Annotated in this window: 14 protein-coding genes; 8 read left to right on the top strand and 6 right to left on the bottom strand. The window is 59.7% G+C overall.

Translation table 11 applies throughout. The features are described from left to right. Positions 1-350: 350 nt before the first annotated feature. Genes KF767_02725 through KF767_02715 form a run of 3 tightly spaced genes read left to right on the top strand, consistent with a single transcriptional unit; the run spans position 351 to position 6,909 of the window. Positions 351-3,833: a S8 family serine peptidase gene (locus KF767_02725; protein MBX3016778.1), complete on the top strand. Its 3,483-nt coding sequence runs from the start codon at positions 351-353 to the stop codon at positions 3,831-3,833. A 5-nt stretch (positions 3,834-3,838) separates the two neighbouring features. Next, positions 3,839-5,716, top strand: coding sequence for a hypothetical protein (locus tag KF767_02720; protein MBX3016777.1), 1,878 nt, complete (start codon positions 3,839-3,841; stop codon positions 5,714-5,716). Then, positions 5,713-6,909: a hypothetical protein gene (locus tag KF767_02715; GenBank protein MBX3016776.1), complete on the top strand. Its 1,197-nt coding sequence runs from the start codon at positions 5,713-5,715 to the stop codon at positions 6,907-6,909. The genes KF767_02720 and KF767_02715 overlap by 4 nt, the downstream gene beginning before the upstream one ends. Here KF767_02715 and KF767_02710 read toward each other — a convergent pair. The 4 genes from KF767_02710 to KF767_02695 form a co-directional block, all read right to left on the bottom strand. Beyond that, on the bottom strand, positions 6,906-8,300 hold the full coding sequence (locus KF767_02710) for a hypothetical protein (protein MBX3016775.1): 1,395 nt from the start codon (positions 8,298-8,300) through the stop codon (positions 6,906-6,908). The genes KF767_02715 and KF767_02710 overlap by 4 nt on opposite strands. Before the next feature lie 100 nt (positions 8,301-8,400). Beyond that, the gene (locus KF767_02705) at positions 8,401-9,537 is read right to left on the bottom strand and encodes a hypothetical protein (GenBank protein MBX3016774.1); all 1,137 of its coding nucleotides are present in this window, start codon (positions 9,535-9,537) and stop codon (positions 8,401-8,403) included. Then, a complete protein-coding gene (locus KF767_02700) occupies positions 9,534-10,376 on the bottom strand; it encodes a hypothetical protein (GenBank protein MBX3016773.1) in 843 nt (280 codons plus the stop codon). Before KF767_02700 ends, KF767_02705 begins: the two co-directional genes overlap by 4 nt. A 12-nt stretch (positions 10,377-10,388) precedes the next feature. Continuing rightward, on the bottom strand, positions 10,389-11,444 hold the full coding sequence (locus KF767_02695; GenBank protein MBX3016772.1) for a hypothetical protein: 1,056 nt from the start codon (positions 11,442-11,444) through the stop codon (positions 10,389-10,391). Positions 11,445-11,698: 254 nt separating this feature from the next. On the opposite strand from KF767_02695, the gene KF767_02690 reads away from it, so the two are divergent. After that, positions 11,699-12,370 (top strand): hypothetical protein, encoded by a 672-nt coding sequence (locus tag KF767_02690; protein ID MBX3016771.1) that lies wholly within the window; start codon positions 11,699-11,701, stop codon positions 12,368-12,370. A gap of 44 nt (positions 12,371-12,414) precedes the next feature. Here the strand turns inward: KF767_02690 and KF767_02685 are convergent, their stop codons facing one another. Next, the gene (locus KF767_02685) at positions 12,415-13,590 is read right to left on the bottom strand and encodes a hypothetical protein (GenBank protein ID MBX3016770.1); all 1,176 of its coding nucleotides are present in this window, start codon (positions 13,588-13,590) and stop codon (positions 12,415-12,417) included. Positions 13,591-13,637: 47 nt separating this feature from the next. On the opposite strand from KF767_02685, the gene KF767_02680 reads away from it, so the two are divergent. Further along, positions 13,638-14,333, top strand: a complete 696-nt coding sequence (locus tag KF767_02680; GenBank protein ID MBX3016769.1) for a hypothetical protein — start codon at positions 13,638-13,640, stop codon at positions 14,331-14,333. A gap of 9 nt (positions 14,334-14,342) precedes the next feature. Here the strand turns inward: KF767_02680 and coaE are convergent, their stop codons facing one another. Next, entirely contained in the window at positions 14,343-14,933 is a 591-nt protein-coding gene (gene coaE, locus KF767_02675; GenBank protein ID MBX3016768.1) for a dephospho-CoA kinase, read from the bottom strand. Between the two features lie 176 nt (positions 14,934-15,109). On the opposite strand from coaE, the gene KF767_02670 reads away from it, so the two are divergent. The 3 genes from KF767_02670 to KF767_02660 all read left to right on the top strand — a co-directional run bounded on the left by KF767_02670 (position 15,110) and on the right by KF767_02660 (position 20,548). Beyond that, positions 15,110-17,233, top strand: coding sequence for a protein kinase (locus tag KF767_02670; GenBank protein ID MBX3016767.1), 2,124 nt, complete (start codon positions 15,110-15,112; stop codon positions 17,231-17,233). 54 nt (positions 17,234-17,287) lie between these two features. Then, complete coding sequence (locus tag KF767_02665; GenBank protein MBX3016766.1) at positions 17,288-19,102, top strand: long-chain fatty acid--CoA ligase; 1,815 nt, start codon at positions 17,288-17,290, stop codon at positions 19,100-19,102. A gap of 240 nt (positions 19,103-19,342) precedes the next feature. Continuing rightward, complete coding sequence (locus tag KF767_02660; GenBank protein ID MBX3016765.1) at positions 19,343-20,548, top strand: threonine--tRNA ligase; 1,206 nt, start codon at positions 19,343-19,345, stop codon at positions 20,546-20,548. Positions 20,549-21,506 lie beyond the last annotated feature (958 nt).

The following is a 21,506-nucleotide window of genomic DNA, read 5'->3' as shown; positions in this document are numbered from 1 at the left end:
CGGCGGAAGGGAAAGGCGATCAAGGTCGCCGCGAGCGTTCCGCCGAGCACGAGAATCAAGGCGTGGGAATCCAGAAACAAAAATGGATTCGTCGCGCCTTTGAAGACCCCGAAGTAGAGCACGCCGAATGCAATCGCGAAGCCGGTCCATGAGGAAATGTTCATAATGCGACTTATCGGAAAGAGGCGTCTTTACCTGAACCGTTTCACGACCATTTCCCATTTCGGGAAAATCTCGTTCCGAGACATCCCGGTGACCCACTGGACCTCGCGTAACGGCTGGTTTTTTGACGAAAAACCGGCTTTAGACCCCGCGCCGCCGGGCCGATATCTAATGTCGGGGGAATCGCCTTGCTGAGACTGCATTCGCGCTATTTGAGACTACTCGTCTTCGCCATCCCGGCCCTCGGGATCGCGGCGCTATTTCAGAACTGCGGTCAAACCCACTTCGACACGAGTCTGATCGAAACCCCGGCCCGTTCGCCCTTCTTCGAAAAGCGTGTTCGCATCGACGAGCCCGAGAACGTGCAAATGAAAATGCGCGCCGCCGGCAAAGCGAACGCCTACCGCCAGCAGCTTTCCGTCTTGGTCAACAATCCCTGCGCAATCCAAGCGTGCGCGCAGGATCCGGATGCGCTGGTCTGCCGGCTGCAACGCCAGTCGCTGCGCCCCGATTTCGAGAACTCGCTGCAAGCTTACCGCTACAATCCGGAAGACCCCTTATCCGCTGAAGCCATTGAAGAGCTCGTACAGTACAGCCACGCGAATAACAAATGCGTGATCGGCATCGCCGACGAACGCGCCTACCGGCAGAACCAAACCTCTTACCTGACCGATCCCGGGGTCGCCGGGCAATACCACCACCAGGTTCTCGGTAGCGCGGGCGTGATGGAGTACCTTCGTTCGCTGCCCCGTCCGACCAGCGGAAACCTGATCGTGGGTATGGTCGATTCGGGCGTGCAGTCCTCGCACGAGGATTTGTCCGGCGTGCCGATCGTGAACTCGAATTTTTCCAGCAGCTGCACGGCGATCTGCAACTTTCACGGCAACGCGGTCGCCGGCGTCATGGTGTCGATGATGAACAACGCCCGCGGCGGCGCGGGGCTGTTCGCGGGCAACATGCTTTTGTACTCGGCCCAAGTCGGTAATGCCGAAGGCGTCATCACCACGACCGAACTCGTGAACGGTTTGACTTGGCTGCGCAACGTGAACGCGGAAGTCATCAACCTGAGTCTCGGCGGATTCAACACGAACGATTTCGCCCTGCAGGACGCCATGGAGCGCGCGGCGGCCGCCAACATCTCGATCGTCGTGGCCGCCGGTAACGTCAAACAGAACCTCGACGAGGCCCGGTACTTTCCGGCGAGCTTCCAGGTGAACGGTCAGATCAACGTGGCGTCGGCCTCTCCGCGCGCCATCACGATGACCGGACAAACCAGCGTGCCGACGGCGGCACAGGTCGCTTCGCCCATCGAGTTGGATGAGTTCTCGAATTTTTCGCCCGCGCAAATCCATATCGCCGCGCCCGGAAAATCCATCCGCACGCTGGGTTTGGACAGCGGATACACGATCGCGAGCGGAACTTCGTTCGCGGCTCCCATGGTGACCGCCGCGACGTTGTGGGTGCGCCACTACGCCAAAGCCGCGGGCCTGAAGATCACGGCCCGTCAAGTGAAAGATATCGTGCTGGCCAGCACGGTTCCCCAAGCCGCGCTTGAGGGAAAAGTGCAGACGCAGCGCTATTTGAATTTCCCCGCGCTGAAACAAGAAATCGAAAGTTTGGTCAGCAGCACCTCCCCCGCCCTGGCGCAGATCTCTTTGATCAGCAGCGAACTCGTCGGCGGAACCACGATGCGGGTGACCGTGGCGGTCACGAACGCCAACCTCTCGACGGGCTGGACGATGCGCGCCTACACCAATCCCGACTTCCTCAGCGCGACCTTCACCGGACAGACCTGCCGCGTGACCACCAACACCACCTGTACGTTCGACATCAGCAATTCATCGATGCTCGTCGACCCGGGCGTCTACCTCGAAATCAAAGACGACGCGGACCGATTGATCACCGACAAAATGATCGCGAAAACCGCGCTCAACTTCGGGGACCGCAGCGCCGCCCAACTGCGTGGCGCCGTCGTCTCGGTGACCGCGCGCGGGAAAGACGTTTTGATCGAAGGCTGGGCCTGCCTGAACGGCTTTCCGGATCAGCTCCCGATCGAGGTGCGCCTGAACTCCGCGAACGGCACACTGCTGAGCACGATCCAAGCCTCCCGTTGGGCGCGGGGCGACTACTTCGCCCAATGCAACTCCGCCGAAGTGCGACTGGGATTCCAGTACGCGGTTCCCCCGGCCCAAGTGAACGGCACCGCGCGGACGCTCTTCTTTCGCGCGTTGACTCCGGACGGCGCGCGCTTTTTGGATTTGCCGGTCTACCAGTACCAACCCGGCTACATGGACGCGACCCCCGCGCAAACGGCGGCCAGCGTTTACATCGATCCTTACCTGGCGGACGAGTCACCGACGATCCGATTCACGAGCGTGAGCTACGCAAATTTCGTTTTGAACATCACGGGCACCGCGTGCTTCACCAATTCGCGCAAACCCATCGCCGTCGCGTTGGGTATCGCCGTCGAGGACATCTTCGATATGATTCCGGAAACGCGACTGCCGCTGAACGCGCCCGTCGAATCACCGGACGGCCGGGTCGCTTCGGTCTATACGCTCTCGGGAAAATCGAGTCGGATCCAGTATACGAATGCTTCTCCCCGGGCGATCGACAACGCCGGATTGATGGCGCGTTATACACCGCCTTTCAACGACGACACCGACGAGTACCGCTACGTCGCGCCCGCCCCCATCGGCGAATCCAATCGTCTCGTGCGTATGGGCACGGATACCTATTCCAATTTCAGTATGCTGACGCTCGCGCCTTCAGCCGATGCCGGCGACGGCTGCGCGTTCCCCAGTCGTTTCACGGCGACCTACGACGTGCGCCAAGTGATGACCCAGGTCAAAGCCTCGATCGGCGTCACTTGGCGTCCGGACATGATTCCCGACATCGACGCCGTTCTGGCCGCGCGCCAGGTTCCGGCCGGATTCATCTCGGCGCTGAATACGCCCGCGATCAACCGCACCATCGCGCAGCTGCAGTGGTCACCCCGTTCGCTGCCGATCTCGTACGCCGCCGTCGGCGCCCCCCGCATGATGGGCGGAGTCGTGCCGACCGTGGATTCGTTCATAAGTTACTTCAACTCGGGCGCACTGATCGCCGGCACGAACACGCCGAACGCGCAAACGCTCGACGCGGCCTCGTCCATGTTCCGTAGCGAAAGCCTTTCGGGTTCGGGCTCGGGCGGTACCAGCTATCAAGATGGCTCCAACATCACCCTGCCGGATGTCGTGACCTTCAGCTACTCGCAGCTCATCGGCAAACACTTTCCACTGCACGCGCGCGTCTGGGCCGATGTGACTTCGACCAACGTGCGCGTGAGCTCGGCCACGAATTGGACGCTCGTCAAAGACGTGGGCGCGGTGACGTTGCCCGCGCCCGCAAGCCAACGCCTGCTCGTCGCGCTGAAATATCGGGGCGCCGCCGCGACGCCGGTCCCGCGCGATCTGCTGCTGGAATTCCAGATCAACGGGACCGGCACTTGGTATCAAGCTCCCGTCGCCAAATTCGGAGGGGTCAGCGGGAATCTGACGAACTCGACGCTGGAAGGACAACTTCTGGCCGACGTGAATCTGCCCGCCAGCGCGAATTCTTTGACGCTGCGACTGAAGGCGAAGGGAACGCAGCAATTCACTTTGAGCCGCATCGGAGTTTTGGCACAATGAGCCCGATGAAGTTGCTGCTTTTCCCCCTGCTGATCTTCGGGCTCACCGCGTGCACCGCCGCGGTGAACGAAGGTTTGGAAAACCTGGCCGAGACGGGCGACTACGTCATGCCCGAAGTCGACTCGTCCATCGAAGTGATGGACGACGCCTTCCTGACCGCCGCGCAAAAACCCGGCTGCAAGCCGGTGAATAGCCTCCGCCTCGTCGTGACCCAGAATCCGAAAGCGCCCGTTTACTGCAAAGACGAGACGCGGCTGGCGACCACGCTGACCCCCGGGCCCATCTGCGCGGGAGGAGTGACCATCGCGAACTTCACGGCCGATCCGTCGTGGCGCCCGTGCGAAGAAATGCGCGTCTGCGGAAAAGAACCCGACGAAATCATCGACCTCGTCACCCGCGGCACCGCGCGTATCCGTCAGTTCCATTTCGAAAAACTGCCCTGGGGTTGTACGGGAAAAATTCTGGTCAGCCTGCAAAACGGCGTCCCTTCCACCGACGGCGCGAAAGATGTCGCGATCAATACGACGCCTCCCGCCTGCCCGATGTGCGTGGCCGCGGGTGGTCCCTCTTGCACCGCCTGCGCGGACGATACAACGCCGCCCGTGATCACCGAGGTCGCGGTCGACACGTCGATCTGCAAGAAAGTGAAGTTCGCGATCTTCGCCAAGGACAACGAGACCGACTTGCATCCCCAGCCCTATTCTTTCAATGGCGGGATCACCTGGACCGCGACGAACGAAATGGAAGTCTCCGCGGCTTCGGCCAGCTTGCCGGCGAATCAAGTGCAAGTGCGCGACTTGTCCGGCAACATCGCGAGATTCCCTTCCGTCCGTACCGGCACGACCACCAACGCTTGCAGTTGCCGTCACGGCACTCAGCTCATCACGAACGGCGGGAGTCTGGCCGTCTTCGCCGAGGCACTCCCCGCCTGCAACATCGCTTGCAATCCGGGTCGCGTCACTTGCACCGACGGCGTGCTGATGGGCGACGTCGGTTTCTTACAGACCGCTTGCCAAGCGACCGCCTGCGGTTGCACCGCGCCCGGCGGGCAGATCATTCCCGCCGGAGAATCGCGTGAGCTTTTCAAGAGCTCGACCGTCGCCTGCGGAATGCAAAGTGAATGTAACGGCCCCGCCAACCGGGTTCGCGTCACGTGCAGCGATCCCATGTCCAATGTCCTGACCTTCGCGGAAGGCAGTGGCGATTTGAATCAGTTCCGCGCGTCGTCTTGCAGCGCGCTCGCTTGCGGCTGCCGCCATCTCGGCGTCGAATTCCAACCGACCGATCCGCCGTTGATGGTGTTCAAAAAAGATCGCGCCGTCGCTCCCGAAAAGTGCGAACTCACGGGAATGTACGGACAGGTCTCTTGCCTGGCGCAAGGAACCGGTTTCCGCACGACGGGCGATACGAATACGGCGACGTTCCCCCACACGACCTGCGTGAACGTGCCGCAGGGAACGGGCGGCGGCACGGGCTCGAGCGATTTCGACATCGGTCCCGGTTCGGGCGGCGGTTCGGGAGGCGGCCTCGGCAACGATGACGGCGAAGGCGAAGGTTTCCGGCGACGCTCCAGTGGCGGCGGTGGCGGCGGCGCGCCTTGCGACGTGAACAAGCCGCCTTACTTCTGTCTGAGCTACGGCCTGGAAGTCCAAACCCCGGTTTCATTCTGTTACCTACCGAAAGCGAACGGTTACGTCTCGACCGATACGACCGCGATTGCGCAACGGATTTCGCCCGGCGGCTACATCCCCGCCTATTCGCGCACCACCGCGGCCTGCAACGAAAGCTGCTCGAGTTTTATGGGCTTCATCCGCTGTGACAACGGCGTCATGAGCGGACAAACGCAGTTCCCCTATTTGAGCTGCACGGATGCGTGCCCATGATGATGATGAACCGCCTGCTCAGCGCCCTTTTACTGATCTCGTCGCTCGCGGCCTGCACCGGGCGTGTGGACGTGGCGGATCTGGCGTCCGACCCGGATCGCGACGCCCAAGCGAATTGCGTCGGCCCCGCGTGTGCCGCATGCGTGCTGCCCTGGGGCGGAACGCTGCCGGGTGGCGAGTCTTTGAACGCGGTCTACACGACGGATCTCGCCGCTTGCGGCACCTCGTGTATGGACAATCGCCTCGAGATGCGCTGCCAACTCGCGAAACTGCAAGTCCGCCGTCCCGGCCAAGAATACGTCGATATCGGCGAGACCAAGGTCGTCCGCAGTTGCTGGCAACGTCGCTGCGACTGCGACCATGGTGGCGTGAAGGTCGAAGACGGAACGAGCGCCCGTTTTTACAAACCCAGCGTCATGACCTGCGGAACCGCGTGCGAATCAAAAATGTTGATGTGCGCGGGTGGGGTGATGAAGGACGCCGCCACCACGAGTCCCGATCCCGCGGCGCCCAGCATCTTCACGTCGTCCCTTTGCAACAACACCTGCCGCACTTGCACCCTTCCCGACGGCACGACTTTGAATCACGGTGCTTCGACGGCACGTTACAAGGCCGCGACCGCACCCTGCGGGACCTCCTGCAGTTCATTGGTGATGAGTCTGAGCTGCAATGACGGGACGCTGAACGGCAATCCCGCGTTGTACCCGTCGCCCACCTGCGCGAACCCCACGAACTGCCAAACTTGCACGACTCCCGACGGCGTGAAATTGCAAAACGGCGAGCGCTACTCGTTCTTCCGCTTGCAGAACGTGCCTTGCGGGACCTCTTGCTATGCGAACAACAATCAGGTGACGCTCACCTGCGCCAGCGGTCAATTCGGCGACCGGGCGCTCTATCCTGAGCACCGCTTTGCCGCCTGCGAATCGGCCTGCGATCCCACCGGCCCCAAGGGCGACAAATCCCAAGGCCGCATCACCGGCGACGGGGGCGGCGCGCCCGTCTGGTTCTGCGGATTGCCGTGGGGTTCGGGCGTGGTCACCCACGGAACCCAAGTCACCGCCTATTCGCGCATGAAAGTCGCGCGCACCGACAAATGCACGAACTACAAATCGCTCATCACTTGTAATGGGTACCGCGGCCTGTGGAGCGGCGGCGGGGTCTTCATCTACCCGAGCTGTAAGGAAGATCCCTAGAACGAAAGATTTCCGCCCAGGAACATCTGCGTAAACGTCGAAGATCCGGAAGTCGATTTCGCGGCCTGATTCGCGTAACTGAGCATCAATCCCCAACGCGTTTCCGTGCCCAGCAGGCCCTCGTAAACGAGGTCCGCCGCGATTCCCGAAGAGTCGCCGCCGAGTCCGTTGTACTTCAGCGCGATTTTGAGTTCCGAGGTCGTGGACATCATCCGCAGGTAGAAGAGATTCACGCCGAACTGGCTGTGCTGGAAGGTGATCGATTTGCCGTCGGCCTCTTGGTTTTGCTGGTAAACGACGTACTCACCCGCCGCGCCGAACATATTCGAGCCCGGCATGAAATCACCGTAGACGTAGCTGACGCCGCCCGCAAAGCTGACCGCGCTCGCCCGCTGCACCGGAAAAATGTAGCGCCCTTGCGCGATCCCGCGCAGGCCCCATAGCAGCTCGCGGGTCAGGACGTCACCGCCCAGAAAGAAACTTGAGCTCGAAGCGGTCGTGACCGGAGTCGTCGCCGAAAATTGCGCCGCGCCGAAATCAAAACGCGCGCGCGTGCCATCGCGACGCTCTTTGCGGAGTCTGTCTTGCGCCGATGCGAACACTCCGCGATCTTGCACCACGAGGAATGATGTTTTCCGGCCTTGATAACGGAACCCCAGCGTCGCGACGACGTCGTCACCGGTCACCAAGTTGTTGCGCGAGATCTCGAACATCTTCCAGCGCTCGCCCTTACCGTCGGTTTCGAAGATGGTGGTCACGTCCCACTCCAAATCACCGGGAACCGAAGGGTTGAAAACCACGCGGTCTTCTTTAATCGTACATTCCGCCGCGAAGAAAACGTTCGGGACCGAGCTATCGGCCGAGACGACCTTCAGCCCCGCCTCGATACAGCCCTTCATGCGGAACGCGGGCCTGGTGAACTCGGCCTGCGCCTTCCAAGTTTCCTCACGCCCGTCGGCGAATTTGACTTTCAGATCCGTGACGATCGAACCCAACGCGAAAAGTGCGGCATCCGCACGCAACCAACCCGGTTTGGAAACCACGTTCGCGCCCGAAATTTCGGTGATGCGCGCACCGGGCGGCGGGACGATGACGACTTGCGCGAAGAAGGCCTTCGCGCCGGGGGCGACCTCGAGGAAATCCCAGCGGACATTGGTTTTCAGCGGGAGCGGTCGACCTTCACGCAACACGACGACTTTGTTGTCGATACGACTATCGGGAAGCGCGGTCCGCGCACGTGCGCCGGGCGCGGATCGGCGCGCGGGTCTTTTCGCGCCGGGACGCGGGGCCGTGACCGTGGGCGCCGAGTTTTGCGCGAGCGCACTTTCGGTCATCAACAATGTGACCCCGAATGCCGCAACTATGAAACCGAGCCAAGTCCTCTTCATCATGAGGTTTTATTCTCGCAGGGGCTTGTCACGGCCGACAACAATCGATCATGTCGATCATGCGCTATCGCAACAAAAGTCGAGGTCGGGTCGAAAGTGGATCTTAGCGGCGTTGTTTGAGTTTGCGGCCCTTGCCGCCGAACGAAATCAGATTGAAGTCGGGATCGAAGCCGAAGCTCGCCGACAAACCGACATTGATACGCTGATCGGGTGTTTGCCCCGGGTAGGCTCCCCGTTCGGCCGAATAAAGAGCGGCGTCGAGTTGCACCAAAAAGAGGTCCAGGCCCACGCCGTAGGTCGTGTAGCCTTGGTAGAAACCGGCGCGCAGATCCAGATTCAATAGACTGAGCTCCGCGCCCATGTGGATTTTCTTACCGAGTTGTTCTCCCGGCAAACCGACGTGACGATACTCGACTCCCGCCGCGAATCCCGCCAAACCCACATCGCCGTCGATGGTCGCCCCTAACACCACGTTGTCACGAATTCCGGGCGGAGTGATCGTACCTTTCGAGAGCTGAAACTCCGTATGACCGACGTTCTGCCAAGCGATCGACAAGGTGGGATTGAAAGGCGCGGGCGCCCGCAAAAGAACGCCCAAATCCAGGCCGTAACCGACGCCTTCGTCCGTGAACATCGAAGTCACGGTCGAAGTGTCGAAACCATCGAGCATCTCGGCGCCAATCGTTTTGTACCCGCCCGAACGCGTGATGCGTTTCACGGAAACACCGAAAGAAACGGGGCCGACGCCGAAGGCTCCCCCCAGTGCATAACCGTAGTCGTTGTAATAGGCGACGTTCAACTCGGGGAAAGCCGGGTTGTTGAACTTGATATCCGTCCAACCCTCATCGAAAACGGCGAACCCCATATTCGGGAACGACATCGCCGCGTACCCATTCACGCCCACGTTAAAAGGCTTTCCGTAAAGCGGCGTCAGATCCTCAAGACCGTGGATCGTGCCCATTTGCGTGAAGGTTTGGTAGTTCTGGTACCCGTTCGTGCCGAGACCTAAATTGAAAATGTCCAACCGCATGCCTTCACTGAGCCGAAGGCCGGCCGGATTCCACAGCAGCACCGCCGCGTCCTCTCCCGTCGTCAGACGCACGCCGCCCATCCCGAGGGCGCGGATGTTCTGACCGAACGAGCGAAGCTCCGCCGCTTCGGCATGACCGCTGAGCACCGCGCTCAGCGCGAGGGTCAAGACCGCTAGAAAAAGACGCCACCGAGGGCGCAAACGTTTCATGGACAGCATTGAGTGATATCCGGATTGACGCAGCTACCGATTCCCAAGGGCAAAGCCGGGTTCGCCGCGCCGGTATTCAGAATATTGCGCATGCTCGTGATCATACCCGCGTCCACGTTGGCCGCCTCGGTGGTCGCGCAAGGATTCGGCGAAAGAACGCCGCAGGCGGCGTTGATGTCGTTGATCGTGTCGGCCGTCCCCCCGGACATAGAGCCGATGAATCCGCCGATGTTCATGAGCATCAACGAAAATCCGGTCACGACTTCTTTGACGTCGTCGTCGGTGAAGTCCGAGGTATTGCAAACGTTGAAGGACGCGTCGGGATCACTGTCGCCCAGGTCATCCGTGCCGTCGATGTCGCCTTTCGCACGCAAGTAAGCGCCGATCTTGGACATCGACAGGATCACCATAAAGAACTGCTGGGACGCGGTCGGAGTCTCCTCTGCCCAAATGGACTTGATGACCCCTTCGGCCGCTTTGCAAAACTCCGGCGCGACGACGCGCCCCGTGAACTGATTCATGAGCGATTTGAAAAACGGCGAGGTGGTGAAGTCCGCGGTGCTCAGGAACGTCACGAAGCCCGCCATGCTGTAGCCGCATTTGCCGGCCAACGCCCCCGCATAATACTGCCGGACCGAAGTTTTGCGCATGAAATCGGCGCTCAGCGACTCGAACCGCGCGACCGCTTCGCTGTACTTCGCATCGTTCAGTAGTTTCATCGCGTCTTCGTAACGGGCCTCGTCGGAATCTTTGTTCGCCAGCGGCGCATAGATATTCGAGCACCCGGTGAATAGGAAAATCGCGGCCACGGTCAGGGTCGCGTAACGTTTCAATGTCATGACGTCCCTCCTCTAGTAGCGGAAAACGAACTTCATCAACCAGCGGCGCTGCTCTTCGGGTTTCGTGTCCGTACCGACGTCCACTCCGTAATAAGCCAGCTGCACTTGCGTGTTTTCACTCGCGATCTCGACTCCCGTCGTCCAGTACTGCCCGTTCATACCCGCGCGCAGGAACAAGATGTCGCCGTAGTTGTACTCGTAGCCGAAATGCATGTAGCGCGTTTTGCTGGTGGCGCGGGCCGCTTCGTTCAGCTTCTGGTATTCCAGGGTGAAGGCCGAACGCGTGTTATTCGAATGAATGGGGAACAGCGCGAGGCCGACGTCGATATCCTGCTCGATACGATTCGGACGAGTCGCGGTCGACTTGCGCAGGCCCGCGCCCGCACCAAAGTCGGTCCCCCCCACATCGCGCGCGACGACGGAAATCGTCGGCAACCAAGCCCAGGGCGCGGTCAGGCTCAAGCCCACGTCCGCCCCCACCGCCGCGCCTTCACTGGCGTTCGTGTTGATGCTCATGTCACCGGTCGTGCTGAGGACCTTGTCGACTTCGATTCGCGAAATGAATTTCCCGGTGGCGCCCAGTTTGATCCGTCCGCCCCACAGGCGCAGGTTGAATCCCAGCAGCACCGCCAGATCGTCTTGGTAAAGCGTGTCCATCTCGGTCCCGGTGTCGTCCACGCGGGCATCGAGCGAGTAACGTCCCAAGATACCGATGCCGAAATTTTTCGCCACGAAGCTCGGGAACAAAGTCGCGCGCGCGTGGTACGGCGTCGTCAGGCTTTCCTGCAAGGACGGCGAAACTTTTTCGGGATCGAAAAGACCCGAGAACGATTTTTTGCGGTAAAGCTCGAACATGTTGTCCGAACCCTCGATTTCGGGATCCAGGATCGTGCCGTAATAGTCGCGCAGTTTTCCCAGTCCGGCCGGATTGATGATCAAGGCGGTTTCGTCGTTCACGACCGCGATCGAGGCTCCGCCCATGCCGGCGGCCCGCGCGCCCATATAGAAGCGACTCACTTCACGCGCTTGGGCGGCGTGAGCGAAAACGAGGGTGGTGATCAGTGCCATCATCAGTGACGGCGGAGGCGTCCTTGCCATGAACGACTTATCGGCAGAACCCCGCCCCGTTTTGAGGCGCTTATCCGCCACACCGACATCTTCTGGACCGAAGACCGGACGACACGCAACGCCCCGGCTCGATCCACCTGGCGTTTCGTCCTGAAACCGGTACGACACGAACGCTTCAGACTCGCCGCCCGCTTTCCGATACGTTATCTATGTTTGGGATGAATCGGACCGCCCGCAATTTTCTGCTCACATCAATGACCACCCTGGGTTTGGCCGCTTGCGCGCCTTCGAACGCGGATAAGGTCGCCGACGCCCAGGATTGTTTGGATCGCGCAACCTCGGACACGGCGCTGGCCTGTCTGTCGAAAGTCGACGGTGTCGAAACCGCCGGCGCCGAGCTCGTTCGCTGCTCGGCCTACTTCATCGATCAAGGCTTCAGCGATCCCGGCCGTCTTTCGCGCGTCTCGGAAGAACTGAAAAAGGACGGCAACAACGGTGGGGGCGGATCTTCGACCATCGCGGTGCTGTCCTTCATGGCCTTCTCGGCATCGAAATACGACAAAACGACCAATCTGAATTTCAGCGAGACCGCTTTTGCGAGCTGCCAGGGCTCGAGTTCGAAAGGCATGATCTATCTGTCTTCGATGACCCGCATCGCGACGGTCGCGCTCGGCTTGGTGACTTTGTACGATCCCACGACGGGCACTCCCCCCACCGAATCGCAAATTCGCGAAGGACTCTGCACGAACGCGACGCCCGCTTCACGCGCGGTGATCGGCTCGGCGACCCGCGCGGCTTACGAGCAAAACTGCAAAGGGAAGGAAAACCCCGACCCCGTCTGCAAAGAGTACGCGGCGGCGGTGGGCGGCGGAACAACCGATGAACAGATCGGCTCGCAGCTCGAAACAAACCTCTGCACGCCCTGACGTGCATGACGTGGAATGCGTCGACGGCGAAGCCGTGACCTGCCCTAAATGTCTAAATTGAGTTTCACTTTCCACATGCGGTTTTCGCGCGGCGAATTCGGGCCACCGATGTCTTCGCCGTAGGTGACGAGATCCATGCGGAAGATCAGCATCATGAAGCTGGCACCGAAGGTCGGATAACCTTGGTTCACGCCCATGCGGTATTGCCCTTTCCACCGGCTCATCATCGTCCAATCGAATTCGGCCCCCAGATGGGTGGACTTGCGCAAAGAAGAGCTCGGATGCAGAACATCGCGGAAATCCGCGGCCAGACGCCAGTTGAAGATCGACCACGACGGCAGCTCGAACTTCGATCCGAAGTCCAAGGTGCGGTGAAGTTTTTCGGGCGGCTCGGTGTCCTCTTTGTTAAAAAGGTTCAACGAGTTCTTGAAGCCGTAATCCAAAACGTTGCGCGCGACGAAACCGAAGGTGGGACGCGTGGCCTCAAGCCAACCGTTCGCCGCGGCGGGCGAATACAAAAATCCGATGTCGAAGTCCACCGTCGAACCATCGCGCAAATCGGAAGCGCGGAAGACTTCGGGGTCCACCGACAAATCCAGCGCGTTCACCTGTTTGTTCGCGTAACCGCGGTTCACGAACTTGCTCGTCACACCCCAAGACCACCGACCCGGAAGCGCCTCGACCGCGAAGGCTTTGGCGTAACCATACGCGATCGTCGTATCCAGAAACGCGCGCACGTTGATCGCCGGTGTTCCTTGATTGTGCACGCGCAAATCCAGCGTCAACTCCGCGGGAATGATCGCCAAACTCCAGTTGGGCGCGGCATAGATCCCCTGAAAAACTCCGGTGCGCAGGGAGTACTGTTTCCCGTAGTTACGTTGCAGAACTTCGACGGTGGCGTTGAAAGAGTCCTGTTCGTTCTCGATTTTCGAGGCGCGATCGAGTTCGGAGGTGAAGGCCATGAGCTGTTCGGCCGACAGTCCCACTTCGAGCGATCCGTTGAACTGCCAGTTTTCAAACCGCGCAAGTCCCGCCGGATTTTGGAAGATCGCGCTGTAGTCGTTCGCCACCGCGATCGACGTGCCGCCCATGCCCATCGCCCGCGGCGATTCGTAAAGACGGTGAATGGACGTGTGCACACCTTCTTGCGCGAAGGCGAGAGGAATTCCCCCGAAGAGGAAAGTCAGTAAGAGCAACGCGGGAGTTTTACGACTAAGCACTCTAGAATTTTATTCTGATCCCCCAAACTTCTGATATGATTTCGTCGATGCGTCCTGCCCTCACGATTCAAATATTGACCTTGGTCTTGACGCCGCTCATCGCGACTTCGGTCGCCGTCGCGGCGCCCGTGAGTCCCGGTCCGGGTCGCGCGCTACGTCCCACGGAGCCCCCGCCCCCCGCGCAGAGCCTACCGGCCGAGCTCAGTCGCGACGAGAGCTTGGACACCGGCGTGGCGCCGGACCCCGAAGCCGCCGCGCTTTTACCGATCACCGCGAACGCGCCGGCGATTTCCGCGACCCGCGTGGTGCGGACTCAGTCACGCATCGTCGGCCTGGGACTGATCAGTGGCGCGATCGAAGAAACGGCCCCACGCACGATTCCCTGGCTGACCCTCACCTTCCAAAACGATAACCAAAACGAAACCGGGCAAAGTTACGGGCTCAGCGTCGCGGACCGCGACATTTGGGGACTGCATTGGGATACGCATCGCTTTTGCTGTTTAGGCGACTACAGCGAGCCTTACTGGGGTCTCGGCCTGGGCGCATTTTACGAAACCCGCGATCAAATGGCGGCGCTCGTGAATATCGAAAGTTATCACTTGCGCGCCCGCGCGGGCTTCGAGGATCTCTTCGGTTTGAATCGTCAACTGCGCGCCGAAATCGTCGTGCGCGCGGGACTTTTGGGCGCATCGGCCCAGATCGGCCTGGGATGGACGTTCGCCGCCGATGAATTTCCTTTTTAACTGAATCTCTTAGCCGAGCGCCTTCAGAGCCGTGTCGACCCTGACGGGCAAAGACTCGAGCGTTCCCGAATTGTCGATCAAAACGTCGGCCTTCAACTTCTTCTCGGCGAGAGGAATTTGCGCGCTTAACCGTCTTTCGACATCCTCGCGCGAGGCGCCGTCACGTTTCATGGAGCGCTCGATTTGCTGCGCTTGCGTACTCCAAACGACGACGACCGCGTCGAACTGCGCGCCCAAATTTTTCTCGAACAATAGCGGTACATCATAGAAGACGAGCGCTTCGCCGCGGGCGGCGGCCTCTTGTCGCCGATCGGCGACCTTTTGTTGGATCAAAGGATGGAGGATCATTTCGAGACGCCGCAGTTCGTCCGGTTTGCCGAAGACTTGGGCGGCCAGTTTTTTTCGGTCGAGTTCACCCTCGGCATTCAACACACCTGGACCAAAGGCCTGCACGACCTGCGCGAGTCCCGGGGTCCCCGGCTCGACGACTTTGCGGGCGACGACGTCCGCATCGATGACCGTGAACCCTCGAGCGCGAAGCAGCGCGGTCACCGCGGACTTTCCCGACCCCATTCCGCCCGTCAGCCCGATCCATTTCATGGTTTGTCCTTTATCCCGGTCCCGATCACCAGTCCAGTGGTGACTCCCCGACTTTGGCCCAGAGTTCCCGTCTTGGGACGCTCGCCATCCGGTCCGATTCTTCGGGGATTACGAATACATCCGTTAACTCTTGGGGTGAATATACCGATGCGAGTCTTAGAAGGAAACCGAATTCGATGGTTGAGGCCTTTGGCAAATACTTACTTTTGGAGAAGCTCGCTTCCGGCGGAATGGCCGAAGTGTATCTTGCGAAATCCATTGGTGCCAACGGGATCAACAAGTTCCTCGCGATCAAGCGAATCCTTCCCCAGTACTCCGACAATCCTGAATTCATCGAGATGTTCAAAGAGGAAGCGAAGATCGCGGTGAACCTCAACCACGGGAACGTGGTTTCGATCTTCGACTTCGGGGTCGAGCGCTCGCAGTTCTACTTGGTCATGGAGTACGTCGAAGGTCAGAACATGCGCCAAGTTCTGAACCACATGAAGAAAGAAAACAAAGACTTCTCGCTCGATCAGATCGTGTACCTGATCAAAGAAGTCGCTTCGGGCCTGGATCACGCGCACCGCTGCTTGGACGGCGCGACCGGACGTCCGCTGAACATCACCCACCGGGACATGAGCCCGCAGAACGTGATGCTCAGCTTCGAAGGTGAAATCAAGGTCGTCGACTTTGGTATCGCGAAAGCCGAAAACCAGATGGAGCACACCCGCGCGGGAACCATCAAAGGGAAGTTCGGTTACATGTCCCCCGAACAGGCCGACGGTCAATCCGTCGACCTGCGCACGGACATCTTCTCGCTCGGCATCGTGCTGTGGGAGCTGCTCGCGAAAGACCGTCTGTTCGTCGCGCAAAGCGAAGCGGCCACGCTACGCCGCGTGCGCGAGTGCCAGATCCCTTCGCTGCGTAAGATCAATCCGAATATCCCTCCCGAGCTGGAGCGCATCTGCAACAAAGCGCTCGCGAAGGACCGCTCGCTGCGCTACCAGACCTCGGCGGCATTCCATAAAGATTTGAACCGCTTCTTGAACGTTCAGTATCCCGAGTTCTCGACTCAGGAGTTCTCGAAGTTCATGAAGTCGCTCTACAACAAAATGTACGTCGAGAACCGTAAGAAGTTCGCCGAGTACGCGAAGTTGCAGATCGAAGAAGAAAAGACGGCGGTCACCCAAACCGCGACCGCGACCGTCACCGCGACGGACACGGCTCCGCATTTGGCGAACAGCTTCCCGCCTCCGGCCGCGCAAGTGAATCACGTCGCGATGCCGCCGCCGAGTTTGAACTCGGTGCCGATGCCTCCTGGCCGTGCCGGCGCGATCATCGCGCCCCCGCCGGCGGATCAGGTGTCGGAAGATGAACCGCTCCAACTCGAAGTTCCCGAGAACTCGAAGGTCGACGTGCAGAACCTGCGCTTGCAGGATCGCCCCGAAACTTCGCCGCGGCTTGCGGCGCAGCTGAAAGAGGCCTCGCGCACGACGCCTGGCGGCTCCTACAGCCGTCCCGGCACGCATCCCGGGACCTTTCCCGGAACGCATCCGGGGCTGCCGACGGGAACGCAGTCGCGCATCACCGCGCGTCCCTTCCCGAGCGAAAAGAAAAAGGGACTTCCCCCCGGCGCGATCGCGGGTGGGGTGTTCGTATTGGTCGCGCTGGCCTTCGTCTTCTTCCAAGGCCCCGGCGCCTTGCTGGACGGCAAACCCTTCGCGCAGCTGAAAGGCATCTTCGCCGGTGCCCCTTCGGGTGTGATCAACGAATCCTCGACGGACGCAGGTGCGACGACGACGACTTCGCCTTCTGCCAACGACAGTACCAGCGATACGAAAGACAGTAAATTCGTCGAGCAGGTTCCGCTCGCGATCCACTCGCAGCCCACCGGCGCGACCGTTTACGTCAACGGACAAAACCGGGGCTTTACGCCCTACCGTGGCTGGATCGAACTGAATAAAAATTTCCGCATCACTTTGGTGAAAGAAGAATATCTGCCGTACGATCGCGGCGAGATGAAGGCCGCGAGCGCCGAGGGCGTCACCATCCGCGCGACGTTACAGCCCGAACCCCCGACCGGTTATATCGGCGTCGACGTCATCAATGGCGGCGGCGAGCCCGTCATTTCGGTCAACGGCGTCCGCCTGGCCGAGAAACCGCCGATTCAACGTTATCCCGTCCCGGCGGGCGTTCCCGTGAAGATCCGCGTCTACAATCCGCTGACCCAGCTCTATGCTGAAGAAACCGTCATCGTGGGCGTCGGCCAACGCCGCGCCGTCCGTTTGATCTTGGGCCGGACCGGCCAGACTCAGTAAAGAAATCCGTTCCCTGGGGTTGCAACCTCGGGCCCCCGGCGTTAGACCCTGCGCATGAACGTGAATCAGCCGTTTTTCCCCCAATGGGTCGAGCAGATGTCCGCGCGCGGGAGCCTTCCCGCGATCAAGTTTAAACAAAAACGCGAATGGCGCGAAGTCAGCTGGGCCGACTACGCGATCATGGTCGAAGAGATGGCCGCCGCGCTCATCGATCTCGGCGTCAAGCCGGGCGAGAAGATCGCGATCTTCGCCAGCTCACGTTACGAGTGGACGCTGATCGACACCGCCGCCCTTTCGCAAGGAATCATCGTCGTGCCGATCTACCACACGATGACCTCCGAAGAGTTGCACTACATCCTGACCGACTCGGGCGCGCGGATGCTCTTCACCGAAAACTCGAATCTGCTCAAAATTTTCCGCGGCTGCGAAGCGGATTGTCCGCAAATCGAAAAGGTCTTCGTGATGGACGCGCCGAAAGCGGGCACCGCCGATACGGGAAAACCCGCCCTGCCCCTCGCGGACCTACGCAAGATGGGCGCGATGAAACGCACGGAGCTCGGGACCGAATGGCGCACGCGCATGAAGGCGCTGAAAATCACCGATCCCGCCACGATCATCTACACCAGCGGCACGACCGGAAAACCCAAAGGCGTTCTGCTCACGCATTTGCAAGTGGCCAGCGAAGTGAACGAGGCCTTCCCGTTCTGCGGCGTCACCCACCACGACGTCTCGCTTACCTTCCTGCCGTACTCGCACATTTTCGGCCGGATCGAGCTGTGGGGCTCCCTGTCGTTCGGCTTCACGTTGGCGTTCGCCGAATCGATCGAAAAGATCCGTGCGAACCTCGGCGAAGTGAAACCGACGATCATGATGGCCGTTCCCCGCATCTTCGAAAAGATCTACCTGGCGATCCAATCGCAGATTGAATCGAATCCGCTGCGCAAAAAACTCTTCGCGTGGGCGATCGACATCGGGCGCACCATCGGTCACCTGAAAATCGCACGGCGTCCCGTTCCTTTGCGTATGATCCCTTCGTTTGAAATCGCCGATCGCCTGGTCTTGACAAAAGTGCGTGACGCTTTCGGGGGTCGCCTACGTTTCGCCGTCAGCGGCGGCGCTCCGCTGAACCCCGAGATCGCGGAGTTCTTCCATGCCTGCGGCGTGCTCGTCCTGGAAGGCTACGGCCTGACCGAAACGACGGCGGCCGTGTGCGTGAACACGCCCTTCGACTACGTTTTCGGAACCGTCGGCAAGCCCATCGGCGACGTACAGATCAAAATCGCCGACGACGGCGAGATCCTGCTGAAGTCCGACAAGGTCATGACCGAGTACTACAACAACCCCGAAGCGACGAAAGAGGCCTTCGTGGACGGCTGGTACAAAACCGGCGACATCGGCGAAGTCACCGGCACCGGGCAGCTCAAAATCACCGACCGTAAGAAGGACCTGATCAAAACGGCGGGCGGCAAATACGTCGCGCCCCAGAAACTCGAAGGCATGCTGAAAATGAATGTGCTGCTTTCGCAGGTCCATATCCACGGCGATCAACGCAAGTACATCGCCGCGCTGATTACCTTGGATATCGTCAATCTGCGTCAGTTCGCGAAGGATCGTTCGCTTCCCGTCCCCGAGTCGGCCGACAAAGAGGGCCTGGCGAAGCTGACCCAACACCCCTCGGTCCAAGACAGCGTCCGCAAGGCCGTCGCCGAAACGAATTCCCAGCTGGCCAGCTACGAGACGATCAAACGTTTCATCATCCTGCCCCAGGACTTCTCGATCGAGACCGGCGAATTGACCCCGTCGCTCAAGATCAAACGCAAATTCGTGGACACCAAGTACAAGAAAGAACTGGATTCTTTGTACTCGTAAAAGTCGGCCCAAGAATTTCTTGGGCCGCCTATTCAAAACTCTATCTTGAGAAATTCGCGCTCCCGCCGTTAAGATGAACGATATGAAATCGGCGATCTCGCTTTCCATTTCATTCTGTCCTTCGATGGTTTCGACCACCACCCGTTCCGGGTTCTAATTTCTTTTGGGGCTTTCGCCCCACCACAATTCAATTTTTTTGACTGACCCCTGAACGTCGCGCGTGCGCGCTTGGAGATTTTTATGTCCGTCTTCGATCACCGGCAACTCGCCGAGGAAATGGAACTCTATTGTCTGAACGAAGACATCGGTGCGGGTTTGCCGCTTTGGCTTCCGGCGGGCGCGGCCTTGCGCGCGGCTCTCGAAGACTACATCCGCGACCTCGAGCATCGCGCGGGCTACGAGCGCGTGCTCAGCCCCCATCTCGGCAAAGCCGTTCTTTACGAAAGCTCGGGACATCTGCGCCACTACCGCGCGGATATGTTTCCGCCGCTCCGAGACGGAGGCGACGAATTTTACCTGAAGCCCATGAACTGCCCCCATCACCACGAAGTGTATCGGCACCGCCCCCGCAGTTACCGGGAGCTGCCGCTACGTTTGGCCGAGTGCGGCCACGTCTACCGCAACGAAAATGGCGGATCGCTACGGGGCCTGGCGCGCGTGCGCGGCCTTTGCCAGAACGACGCGCACATTTATTTGGCGCCCGAGGACGCGCGCGCGGAACTGCACCGCGTGCTCGATCTGTTCGACCGCGCGCACGCGGATCTGGGCTTACGCGAACGCCGCTTTCGTTTGTCCTGCGGCGATCCCGCACGGGCGGATTTCGAAGGCGCGGTCGCGGATTGGGTGGCGGCCGAAGAGCTGCTGCGCTCGGTCTTGCTTGAGCGCGGGCGGCCGTTCTTCGAAGCGCCGGGAGAGGCCGCCTTCTACGGACCGAAGATCGACGTGCAAATGAAACTCGGGGGCGGCGAAGAGTCGGTCGCGAGCGTGCAGCTGGATTTCCTTTCGGCGGAGCGCTTCGACCTGAAGTACGCGGCCGCCGACGGCTCGTTGCGACGCCCGTGGATTCTGCACCGGGCGCCGCTCGGAAGTTTCGAACGTATCGTTGCGGTCTTGCTGGAGGCCCACGCGGGACGCCTGCCCGATTGGTTGCAGCCGGTACAGATCCTTCTGATCCCCGTGCGCGAAGAGCACCGCGCGTTCGCCGCCGATTGGGAATCGCGTCTGCGGAGCGCGGGCCTGCGCGCACAGGTCGATCGCCGCGAGGGGCGATTAGCCAAGCGTCTCGCGCTCGCCCACCGCCTGCGCCCGGTCCTCTTCGCGGTGATCGGCGATCAGGAAGTCGCGGGCGGCTTTTGGGGACTGCAATCGCGCGATAGCCGCATGGAAGTCCCGGCCCCGCAAGTGCTGGAGGTCTGCGCGCGACGGTTCGCGCGGCCGTTGCGATAGGGGGGGGTGGGGGCGGCGGAACGATGGGATTGGGATTTGGGATTTGGGATTTGGGATTGGGGATTGGGATTTGGGATTGAGATTGGAATTTGGGATTGAGATTGGAATTTGGGATTGAGATTGGGATTTGGGATTTGGGATTGAGATTGGGATTTGGGATTTGGGATTGAGATTTGGGATTGAGATTGGGATTGGGATTGGGATTGAGATTTGAGATTGAGATTTGAGATTGAGATTTGAGATTTGGGATTGAGATTTGGGATTGAGATTTGAGATTTGGGATTGAGATTTGAGATTTGGGATTGAGATTTGAGATTTGAGAGATTTGAGATTGAGATTTGAGATTGAGATTTGGGATTGAGATTTGAGATTGAGATTTGGGATTGAGATTTGAGATTGAGATTTGGGATTGAGATTTGGGATTGAGATTTGAGATTGAGATTTGAGATTGAGATTGAGATTTGAGATTGAGATTTGAGATTGAGATTGAGATTTGAGATTGAGATTTGAGATTGAGATTGAGATTTGAGATTGAGATTGAGATTTGAGATTGAGATTTGAGATTGAGATTGAGATTTGGGATTTGGGATTTGGGATTTGGGATTGAGAGTTCAGATCTGGGATTAGAAGTTCAGAACCGAGACTCAAACCGGCGATTGGATTTCGGAACAGACTCGAGATCGGAACTCCAGATCGGCGAGGAGTTGGAGTCGGAGCTGAGGACGACCGTGTCCCGACGAAAGAACTTGCCCCATCGACAGCGGTGCACTTCCGATTCGGAAGTGCGAAAAATCACTTCGCACTGAGTCTCTCGACGCAAATCGATTGACGCCATTTCCGGCGAACCAGATCCCTCTCTGTGCTCCGATTCTTTCGGAAACGACTCCGACCGTGCCCCACGAATTTGCGTGGCCCCTGCGTGCGATAAATCAATCTCATGGGGGACTTTCGCTCCTCC

This window comes from Pseudobdellovibrionaceae bacterium, assembly GCA_019637875.1.
Classification (GTDB): domain Bacteria; phylum Bdellovibrionota; class Bdellovibrionia; order Bdellovibrionales; family Bdellovibrionaceae; genus JAHBUW01.
The sequence above is the reverse complement of the archived record's forward strand: the minus strand, read 5'-3'. Positions and strand labels throughout refer to the sequence as shown.